Below are 9,539 nucleotides of genomic sequence, written 5' to 3'. Positions count from 1 at the left end.
GCCGGAAGCAAATGGCCCGCGAGCACACCAACATCCAAAAGCTGACGCTGACCATCATCAATACCCTGCATGAATCCAGTCTTCCGCAATCCCGGGAAACCGTTCGAAGGCGCGCCTTAACGCCCCCGATTAATCAGCACCGTCCTAGAGGAAAAGCGCCGATATTCGTTCGGTGCGAACGCACTCGGACCACTCATCCGTCGTAAAATCTATGAGCGGTCGTCATTGTCAAATCGGGATGGATCAGCCCCATGTAGCAACTTACTAAACCGGCCGCCAACACTCTTTATGAGCTTGGACGGGCGGCAAGGACATTGGGGCTAGTGCCCACCGAATCCTCTCTGCCCGCCGGACCGGCAATGGGGAGTTACCAACACATGCGCCGACGGTCGCGGTATCCGCGGCGGCATAAACACGCCATGGGTCGGGGCGCCTGTTGAGCGGGGCCGGCGACCCTGCCGCTGAGCGCGTGGCGCTGGAGGCACGTCAACCGCACAGCCGGTTGGTGGGACAGGAAGAGGTTGCCGCTGCCATCGTCTACCTGGCTCGGCCACTGGCGGGATCCACGACGGGCACCGAGTTGGCCGTCGACGGTGGCATGCACGGACTGCGGCTCCAACCCGTGGAGCCGCAGTCGGTTTCGCCCTGTCCAACCCCGTGCGGCGCGGATAGACTTTTTCAGCGTCAGGGCGGAGTGAATCATGGAACTGGACGCGGAAAAGCCGGTACCCGAGACAAGGGGCGTCTCGGTCGAGGAGCTGGCGACGGTGGACCTTGCCGGCGAGATCGAGGGCATGGAAGGACGCCATCTTCGCATGCGCGTGGTGAAGATCGAGCCTGGCGGCGTCTTCGGCCCGATGCACGACCACAGAGGCCGTCCCGGTACCGTGTACATCCTGCAGGGAACCATCACCGACCATCGCGACGGGGTTGCCAGGGACTACGGGCCCGGAGTGGGTTGGCCCGAGGACCGGAACACCACCCATTGGCTTGAGAATCGGGGAACGGTTCCGGCGGTGGAAATTTCCGTCGATATCGTCTCGCAGGATTGAGTCAAGGGGCACCATCGCGGTGTCCTAAGCGTCGTTTCACGCGGACCGGTTTGCTCACTGGTCTCGCCCGACAGGCCGAGCAGGGCTTCCCTCGGAGTGATGCCTTCGAACGTGTCGGCCGGGAGCTATCTTAGGTTGCGCCCGGACGACGACGGCGGCACAAGCCGGGGCTCTCGTCCCGCCGACCGCGGTGATTCGCAGATAGCGCCACCCGGCTGAAAACCACGACCTGCGCCACGTCATCAAGTGGTCGCTGGCCTACCTGCTCGTCGCCTGCGTGCTCGTGTACCTGCAGTCGACCCCGGTGCTCGGCTGGATGGTTGTACCCTACTGATGCAACAGTCCGCCCACCCGCACCAGCCCGTCCAAACAGCAAGCAAAGGAATCCGTCCATGAAATTCGCCCGCATCGGAGCCCCCGGCGCCGAAGAGCCCGTCGTCGTCCACCAGGAACGTCTCTATTCGCTGCAATCCCTCACCGCGGACATCGACGGCGCCTTCCTCGGCGGTGGCGGCCCGGCCAAGGCCGCCGCCGCCCTCGCCGCCGGCGGACTGCCGGAAGTCGCCGCCGAAGGGCTCCGCTACGGTGCACCCATTGCCCGCCCCTCGGCAGTCATCTGCATCGGCCAGAACTACGCAGCCCATGCCGCCGAGTCCGGCGCGCAGCCACCGACGCAGCCCATCATCTTCCTCAAAACCCCCAACACCGTGTCGGGACCGGATGACGCCGTCGCCATTCCGCGTGGATCCACCAAAACCGACTGGGAGGTGGAGCTCGGAGTGGTGATTGGGAAGACCGCGTCCTACCTGGAGTCGCCGGCCGCGGCCCGGGACCACATTGCCGGCTACGTGACAGTGAATGACCTCTCCGAGCGCGATTTCCAGCTCAACGTCTCGGGCGGCCAATGGTCCAAGGGCAAGAATTCGGCCGGTTTCTGTCCCACCGGACCATACCTGGTGACCGCCGATGAGGTGGACGCCGGCAATCTCCGGCTCCGCAGCTGGGTCAACGGCGAACCCCGGCAGGACTCCTCCACCGCGGACATGATCTTCGACGTGGAGACCATCATTCATGACCTGAGCCAGTACCTGGTGCTGGAGCCGGGCGACCTGATCTGCACCGGCACCCCCGAAGGCGTCGCTCTCTCCGGACGCTTCCCCTACCTCAAGGCCGGCGACGTCGTCGAAATCGACATCGAAGGACTCGGCCGCCAGCGCCAGGAGTTCGTGGCATGAGCGGGGAGACACTGACAGGAGAAACCACCTTGGAGTTTTCGGGAATCCGCGCCATCGTCACCGGTGGCGCCTCGGGAATCGGCGCCGCCACGGCCGCCCTGCTCACCTCCAGGGGCGCCCGCGTGGCCGTGCTCGACCTCAACCCGGAGCAGGCCTCCCCGGACGTCCTTGCCATCCGCTGCGACGTCGCCGACGACGCCTCGGTCCGCGCCGCCGTCGAGCAGGTGGCGCAGCAGCTGGGCGGCATCGACGTCGTCGTCAACAACGCCGGCATCGGCGCCCAGGGCACCATCGCGGATAACGACGACGACGAGTGGCACCGAGTGCTGGACATCAACGTGCTGGGCCTGGTCCGGGTCAGCCGGGCCGCGCTGCCGCACCTGCGCCGCTCCCCGTCCGCCGCCATCGTCAATACCTGCTCGGTTGCCGCCACCGCCGGCCTGCCCGAGCGCGCCCTGTATGCCGCGTCCAAGGGCGCCGTCCGCTCGCTGACCCTGGCCATGGCCGCCGACCACACCCGGGAGGGCATCCGGGTGAACTGCGTCAATCCCGGCACCGCGGATACGCCATGGGTCGGAAGGTTGCTCGGCAAGGCCGACGACCCCGCCGCGGAGCGATCCGCGCTGGAGGCCCGCCAGCCGCACGGCCGTCTCGTTGCACCGGAGGAAGTCGCCGCCGCCATCGCCTATCTGGCCAGTCCGCTGGCCGGCTCGACAACCGGGACGGAGCTGGCCGTCGACGGCGGCATGCAGGGGCTTCGGCTGCGTCCGGTTGGCTGAGGGGGAGGCGTTAGGAGCGGGCCTAGGGACTCCGGACGCATCGCGGGTTATGCCCTAAATCGAACAAAGCCCCTCGGTGGAGCGTCCGCTGCCACTCCAGTCGAGTCCGTCGAGTGCCTATGGGTTGATCGATCCGTCGACGTAAATCAGTCCGGAGAATCTACTCCCACCCCGTAGAATTCGAAGAAGTACGTGCGTTATTGGTAAATATTGCACGGCGATGGGGGACGCCGCATGCGGCAGATCAGGAAGACGGGTCAAGATACTTGACACCCCACTGCCTGCAGCAATGGAAGTGGGAACAGTGGCTGGCAACAACAACGCGAACCTCGTGTGGAGCATCGCGAACATCCTCCGGGGCACCTACAAACCAGCGCAGTACGGCTCTGTGGTCCTCCCATTCACCATCCTTCGGCGCCTGGACTGCGTCCTCGATTCCACAAAGGACGCCGTCCTCGCCGAACAAGAGGCCAAAAAGGACCTGAATATCCCGCTGGACACCTTCCTGCAGAAGGCCTCCGGCCACAACTTCTTCAACACCTCCCAGTTCACCTTCGCCAGGCTCCTGGATGATCCCACCAATATCAAGGCGAATATCGTCAACTACGTGCAGGGCTTCTCAGAGAACACTCGGGACATTTTCGAGCGCTTCGAGTTTTACAAGACACTGGAGAAGCTGGAAAGCTCGGACCTGCTTTACCACGTCACCAAAGACTTCGCCGGAATCGATCTCCACCCCGAAACCATCAGCAACATCGAGATGGGCCTGATGTTCGAGGAACTTATCCGCCGCTTCGCCGAAGCCTCCAACGAAACCGCCGGTGAGCACTTCACCCCGCGAGAGGTCATCCAGCTCATGGTCCAGCTCCTGCTGAACTACGACGACGACGTCCTCACCAAAGAGGGCATCGTCCGATCCATCTACGACCCCACCGCCGGGACCGGCGGCATGCTCACCGTCGCCCAGGAACACCTCCATGCCCTGAACCCAAGCGCGTCCCTGGTCGCCTACGGCCAGGAAATCAACGACGAGTCCTACGCCATCTGCAAATCGGACCTGCTCATCAAGGGCCAGGACATCTCCAAAATCTCGGTCGGTGACACCCTGGCCAACGACGAGAATATCGGTCAGCAGTTCGACTTCATGCTCTCCAACCCGCCTTTCGGGGTCGAGTGGAAAAGATTCAGCCGCAGATTCAGAAGGAGCACGAGCAATACGGCTTCGAGGGCCGGTTCGGCCCGGGGCTCCCCCGCGTCAGCGACGGCTCCCTGCTCTTCCTGCTGCACCTGATCCGCAAGATGCGTCCGGTGCACGAGGGCGGGTCCCGCATCGGCATCGTCCTGAACGGCTCCCCTCTATTCACCGGCGGCGCCGGCGCCGGCGAGTCCGAGATCCGCAAGTACGTGATTGAAAATGACCTCGTGGAGGCCATTGTCGCGCTGCCGACGGACATGTTCTACAACACCGGCATCGCCACTTACATCTGGATCCTCTCCAACAGCAAGAAGCAGAAACACCCGGGGCGCGTCGGCAAGATCCAACTCATCAACGGGGTCGACTTCTTCCGCAAGATGCGCAAAAGCCTAGGTTCCAAACGCAAAGAACTCGGGCCCAAGGACATCGCCAAGATCGTCCAGGTCTACGGCGCTTTCGAGGACGACGGCGAGACCTCCAAGATCTTCAACAACCAAGACTTCGGCTACTCCACCATCACGGTCGAACGCCCACTCAAGCTCAGCTTCGCGTGCACCGCGGAGCGCATTGAGGCAGTTCTGGGGCAGAAGCCGGTTGAGAAGCTGTCGGACGACGGCCGGCAACTTCTCGAGAAAGCCCTCACGCGACTCGGCGAAGGCGAGACGAAACTCTGGAAGAACCGCGAGGCATTCCTAAAGGCCCTCAGGCCGGCTCTTTCCAGCGCCGGCCTCAAACTCGGTGCGCCCGCGCTGAAGGCTGTCCTCGCCGGACTTTCCAAACACGACGAAACCGCCGACGTTTGCAAGGGCCCAAAGGGGGCACCCGAAGCAGGCACTGAGCTGCGTGACACCGAAAACGTCCCCTTACGTGAAGACATCAAGGCCTACTTCGAGCACGAAATCCTCCCTCACGTCCCCGATGCCTGGATCGACGAGTCCAAGACCAAAATCGGATACGAAATCCCCTTCACCCGGCACTTCTACAAGTATGTCTCGCCCCGTTCTCTGGACGAGATCGACGCTGACTTAAACACACTCATCGCCGAGATCACAACACTGCTGGCTGAGGTCGAGAAGTGACTGTTGCAAGCCAATGGGAATCGGACTGGCCGATCGGAAGACTCAAGAATGCGTTGGCCGTCCCGGTAACCGACGGACCTCATTCAACGCCAGAATTCATGGCGGAAGGGGTTCCCTTCCTCTCAGTTGACGCCATTCAAGACGGTGAACTTGTTTTTGCCGGGTGTCGATACGTCTCCTCTGAGGACCACGCCGATTTCGTCCGCAAGGCCCGCCCACATATGAATGACCTCCTAATGGGGAAGGCCGCGTCAACCGGCAAGATTGCGCGCGTCAAGACGTCAACGGAATTCAGCATATGGTCGCCGCTCGCCCTAATTAGAATCAACGAAACCCTGGCGGATCCAGGTTTCATCGAATACTGCCTCAAGTCGCCAGAGTGCCAGTTTGAAATTGACGGCTACTCAAATGCCAACACGCAGAAGAACATAGGCATGGGAGACATCCCGAGAATCAGCCTGCCGCTCCCGACCCTCGCAATCCAAGCCACAGTCGCCCGCTTCCTCGACGGCGAAACCGCTCAGATTGATCAACTGATCGCCAAGCAGGAGCGGCTCATCGCGCTGCTCGCCGAAAAGCGCCAAGCCATCATTACCCACGCCGTCACCAAAGGCCTCGATCCCACCGCCCCCACCAAACCATCCGACATCCCTTGGCTCGGCGACATCCCGGCGGGATGGGGTGCCTCAAGAATGTCTTACGAGGTATGGGTTAGAGCTCGTCTTGGATGGAAGGGACTAAAGGCGGAAGAGTATGTACTTGATGGTGTTGCGTTCCTCTCGACGCCGAATATTAAAGGCCGCGACATTGACTTCAAAGACGTCAATCGCATCAGTCAGGATCGTTTCGAGGAGTCGCCGGAGATCAAACTCTCACTGGGGGACGTTGTCCTCGCGAAGGACGGCTCAACTTTGGGAACCGTCAATGTTGTTCGGGAACTACCTGAACCAGCTACCGTAAATAGCTCCATTGCGGTTTTGACACCATCACCTAGTATCGACGGAGTCTACTTGTTCTATTTGCTTCAGTCCGACTACCTCCGCCACACCATTCAGCTTCTAAAGGGTGGCATGGGCGTCCCCCACCTCTTTCAGGACGACATCAGACGCTTCCAGCTTTCCCTTCCGTCGATTTCGGAGCAAGTCGCCATAGCAGGCCATTTGGACCGTAAAACTCAACGTATTGACCAGTTGATTGCAAAGGTGCAGCTAGCTGTCGGGCTCCTCGCGGAGCGCCGTTCCGCCTTGATTTCAGCTGCGGTGACCGGCAAAATCGACGTTCTGGCAGGAGCTTCAAAGCCATGACGTTGCCTCAGTGGCATGGGTTCGTTGACCCGGTTCTTCGAGTCATGTCGGATGGCCAGATCCGCCGGAATGCTGAAATCAGGACAGTCGTGGCCAAGCGCACCCGTCTGACAGAAGAGGACACGGCGGAAGTCATGTCATCTGGCGAGGCTCGGTGGGCCAATAGGATCAACTGGGCGGTTTTCGACTCCATGAAGGCCGGTTTGCTGGTGCGCGAGGCACGCGGGCAATACAAGATCAGCGACGAGGGCCTTCGTCGAGCGTCCTCAACTGCGGAAATCACCTATCAGACGCTGATGGAATACGAGTCGTACCGTGCGTACCAGAACACGTCAAAGGCGCCCAAGAAGGCGGCCCTTCCAGGCATCGAACCGGCTAGCGCAGTCTCCGAGGTGGCCGTTGACGCCGATCCGTCCGAGGCCCTCGAGCAGTCGGCGGCTCAACTTAATCAGGTTGTCATCGACGAGCTTTACCGCAATCTGCTGGAGCTGTCTCCCGATGCCTTCGAGCGCCTGATTCCTTTCGTTGTCAGAGCTCTTGGCTACGGAACGGACCGGGAGGACAATCTCAAGCCCACGCAGCGTTCTGGCGACAAAGGCATCGACGGGATTGTCTGGCAGGACGCGCTGGGATTTGACCGGGTTTACCTCCAAGCCAAGCGTTACTCGGAGGGCAATAACGTCGGAGCACCCGAGGTGCAGGCGTTCAGCGGGGCACTTGGCCAGTTCCGCGCCACCAAAGGTATCTTCATTACCACATCGAGGTTCACCACCGGAGCGCGGGCTGTCGCCCGCGACACAGCGCATTACACGCTGATTCTCATCGACGGCCAGCGGTTGGCGTCGCTCATGTTCGAGTATGGCGTGGGCGTCCAGGTCGACCGCACGGTTGTCGTAAAGAAGCTGGACCAAGACTTTTTCGATAGTTTCTAGGGGAAACGGCATGGCACAGCACAATGAAGTGACCTTCGAGGAAGAGATCTGCCAGGCCCTAGCGGCTGAGGGCTGGATCTACGAGCCGCATCGCAAGGCCAGCGAGCTCTACGACGCCGCTCGCGCCCTCGTACCCGAGGACGTCATTGCCTGGCTGGATGAAACCCAACCGGAACAGCTGCTCAAGGCCGTGAAACCCACCGATTCGACGGCGGAACGCGAAATCGCCAAGCGGCTGCTTCTGGACCGGCTCTGCAAGGTCCTGGACAAGCCGGCGACGAAGGAAGCGGGGATGCTCTCGGTCCTGCGTACGGGCTTCAAGGACGTTGCCGCAAAGTTTGAGATGTGCCAGTTCAAGCCGGCCATGGGACTGAACCCGGAGACGCTGGAGCGGTACGGCAAGGTGCGCCTCCGGGTGATCCGCCAGGTCCACTACTCCACGGTGGACACGCTGAAAAGCATCGATCTGGTCCTGTTCGTCAACGGCCTGCTGGTCGCGACCATCGAGCTTAAGACGGACTTCACGCAGAACATCAATGACGCCGTCGAGCAGTACCGCAGAGACCGGCTCCCACGGAACGGAAAGAACAAGGACGAGCCGCTGCTGTCGTTCGGCCGGCGCGCCCTGGTGCACTTCGCCGTCAGCAATGACGAGATCCAGATGACCACCGAGCTCAAGGGCAAGGACACCCACTTCCTGCCCTTCAATCTAGGCGACAGCGGCCGGTCCGGGAACCAGCCCAACCCCAAGGGCTCGGCCACCAGCTACCTCTGGGAACGAGTTCTGCAGCGCGGCCCGTGGCTGAACATCATCGGCAAATTTCTGCACCTGCAGATCAGCGACAAAACCAACCCCGTCACCGGCGAACGCGAGATCCGCAAATCCCTGCTCTTCCCTGCGGCTGGATCTCCAGGCCCGTGTAGGCGTCCGGACTAGAAACTGCGCGGCCGCCGTTGCGCTCCAGGGCTGCGTCAAGCTCTTCCCCGTCGATGTCAGGGTCGTAGGGCTGGAAGGTGCGCTGTTCCCAGTAGCTGTCAAAGGTGATCTCAAATTTCTGCAGCAGCTTCGGCGTCCCCACAGATGAGAGCCTGACGTTCCACTCCAGTCCGTCAAGCATGGCGGCCTGGCTCAGGTTGGAGCTGCCGACGTAGGACGTGTCGAAACCGGTGTTTCTACGGAACAGCCAGGCCTTGGCATGCAGCCGAGTCGCGTGGGTTTCGTAGTTGATCCTGACCTCGGCACCGTATTTGCGGACCAGCAGGTCGACGGCCCGGCGTTCCGTGGCGCCCATATAAGTGGACGTGATAACTCTCAGTCTCACCCCACGGTCACGCAGGTCCTCGAGAGCAGGTTCCAGCAGCCGCAGACCCGTCCACCGGATAAATGCACAAAGAAGATCAACACTATTGGCCGATGCCATCTCCGCGCGGATCTCGCCGGCCAGATTCGGATCATCTTTGCCATTCGTCAGCAGCGCGGCATCGCTCAGCCGGGTGATGGGCCTGCGCAGGTTTCGGCGGCGGAGCTTCTCCGGTGCAGCCAGGGACAGCAGTTGTTGCGGCCCGGCGTGGATGGAGTCCGGATGCTGCAGTGCCTGGAGGAAGTTGTTGGCGAGCGCAACCCTGTTTTCCGGCTTTGCTTCTGCGAGTGCGGCCCTGGCCAATTCGCCAATGTGGCGGCCGAGGACCTCTGCTGAGGCGTCGTCGTCGACCTTCTCGAAGGCCGGGGTTAGCTGCGGTTGCGCGGCGAGCCGGCAGGCCAGGACCTCCGTGTAGAGCGATTCGTATAATCCGTCAGCCAGCGGCTCGGCTGTGGTGGCGAGTAGCGCTTGGTGGTAGCGCCAGTCCATGTAGTTGGTAGCAAGTTTCCGGGAACACGGTAGCGCTGGCGGGCGGTGTACTGCTCTGCTGTGAAAGGCCAACGCATAAGGCGTTGTCCTTTCATTGTTAAGGGCGGGTTCAT

General features: G+C 61.7%; 10 protein-coding genes and 1 pseudogene. 10 read left to right on the top strand and 1 reads right to left on the bottom strand.

The features are described from left to right. The 10 genes and pseudogenes from IV498_RS17845 to IV498_RS17805 form a co-directional block, all read left to right on the top strand. On the top strand, nucleotides 1-206 hold a 206-nt coding region (locus tag IV498_RS17845), incomplete at its 5' end, for a hypothetical protein (RefSeq protein WP_269048427.1). Nucleotides 207-402: 196 nt separating this feature from the next. Beyond that, nucleotides 403-622, top strand: a pseudogene (locus IV498_RS17840) (SDR family oxidoreductase); the annotation flags it as partial. Between the two features lie 79 nt (nucleotides 623-701). Continuing rightward, on the top strand, nucleotides 702-1,052 hold the full coding sequence (locus tag IV498_RS17835; protein ID WP_269048426.1) for a cupin domain-containing protein: 351 nt from the start codon (nucleotides 702-704) through the stop codon (nucleotides 1,050-1,052). A gap of 392 nt (nucleotides 1,053-1,444) precedes the next feature. Further along, nucleotides 1,445-2,287: a fumarylacetoacetate hydrolase family protein gene (locus IV498_RS17830; protein WP_269048425.1), complete on the top strand. Its 843-nt coding sequence runs from the start codon at nucleotides 1,445-1,447 to the stop codon at nucleotides 2,285-2,287. Then, on the top strand, nucleotides 2,284-3,066 hold the full coding sequence (locus IV498_RS17825) for an SDR family NAD(P)-dependent oxidoreductase (RefSeq protein ID WP_269048424.1): 783 nt from the start codon (nucleotides 2,284-2,286) through the stop codon (nucleotides 3,064-3,066). Before IV498_RS17830 ends, IV498_RS17825 begins: the two co-directional genes overlap by 4 nt. A gap of 304 nt (nucleotides 3,067-3,370) precedes the next feature. After that, entirely contained in the window at nucleotides 3,371-4,357 is a 987-nt protein-coding gene (locus IV498_RS18990; RefSeq protein WP_330059859.1) for a type I restriction-modification system subunit M, read from the top strand. Then, entirely contained in the window at nucleotides 4,240-5,340 is a 1,101-nt protein-coding gene (locus tag IV498_RS18985) for an HsdM family class I SAM-dependent methyltransferase (protein ID WP_330059857.1), read from the top strand. The genes IV498_RS18990 and IV498_RS18985 overlap by 118 nt, the downstream gene beginning before the upstream one ends. Further along, entirely contained in the window at nucleotides 5,337-6,644 is a 1,308-nt protein-coding gene (locus IV498_RS17815; RefSeq protein WP_269048423.1) for a restriction endonuclease subunit S, read from the top strand. The genes IV498_RS18985 and IV498_RS17815 overlap by 4 nt, the downstream gene beginning before the upstream one ends. Continuing rightward, nucleotides 6,641-7,576 carry a restriction endonuclease gene (locus IV498_RS17810; RefSeq protein WP_269048422.1) on the top strand — a complete coding sequence of 312 codons (936 nt, stop codon included), beginning with the start codon at nucleotides 6,641-6,643 and terminating at the stop codon, nucleotides 7,574-7,576. The genes IV498_RS17815 and IV498_RS17810 overlap by 4 nt, the downstream gene beginning before the upstream one ends. Nucleotides 7,577-7,586: 10 nt before the next feature. Next, nucleotides 7,587-8,513, top strand: coding sequence for a type I restriction endonuclease (locus tag IV498_RS17805; RefSeq protein ID WP_269048421.1), 927 nt, complete (start codon nucleotides 7,587-7,589; stop codon nucleotides 8,511-8,513). Here the strand turns inward: IV498_RS17805 and IV498_RS17800 are convergent. Beyond that, nucleotides 8,434-9,426: a phospholipase D-like domain-containing protein gene (locus IV498_RS17800; protein ID WP_269048420.1), complete on the bottom strand. Its 993-nt coding sequence runs from the start codon at nucleotides 9,424-9,426 to the stop codon at nucleotides 8,434-8,436. The two genes, IV498_RS17805 and IV498_RS17800, sit on opposite strands and share 80 nt — an antisense overlap. Nucleotides 9,427-9,539 lie beyond the last annotated feature (113 nt).

Source organism: Paenarthrobacter sp. Z7-10 (assembly GCF_026932795.1).
Taxonomy (GTDB): Bacteria; Actinomycetota; Actinomycetes; order Actinomycetales; family Micrococcaceae; genus Arthrobacter_M.
This window is presented reverse-complemented; position numbering and strand designations above follow the sequence as displayed.

Excerpts from the sequence above, each read along its gene's own strand:
- IV498_RS17825 (WP_269048424.1), top strand. The coding sequence starts at position 2,284 with ATGAGCGGGGAGACACTGACAGGAGAAACCACCTTGGAGTTTTCGGGA.
- IV498_RS17830 (WP_269048425.1), top strand. The coding sequence starts at position 1,445 with ATGAAATTCGCCCGCATCGGAGCCCCCGGCGCCGAAGAGCCCGTCGTC.
- IV498_RS17800 (WP_269048420.1), bottom strand. The coding sequence starts at position 9,426 with ATGGACTGGCGCTACCACCAAGCGCTACTCGCCACCACAGCCGAGCCG.
- IV498_RS17835 (WP_269048426.1), top strand. The coding sequence starts at position 702 with ATGGAACTGGACGCGGAAAAGCCGGTACCCGAGACAAGGGGCGTCTCG.
- IV498_RS17805 (WP_269048421.1), top strand. The coding sequence starts at position 7,587 with ATGGCACAGCACAATGAAGTGACCTTCGAGGAAGAGATCTGCCAGGCC.
- IV498_RS17810 (WP_269048422.1), top strand. The coding sequence starts at position 6,641 with ATGACGTTGCCTCAGTGGCATGGGTTCGTTGACCCGGTTCTTCGAGTC.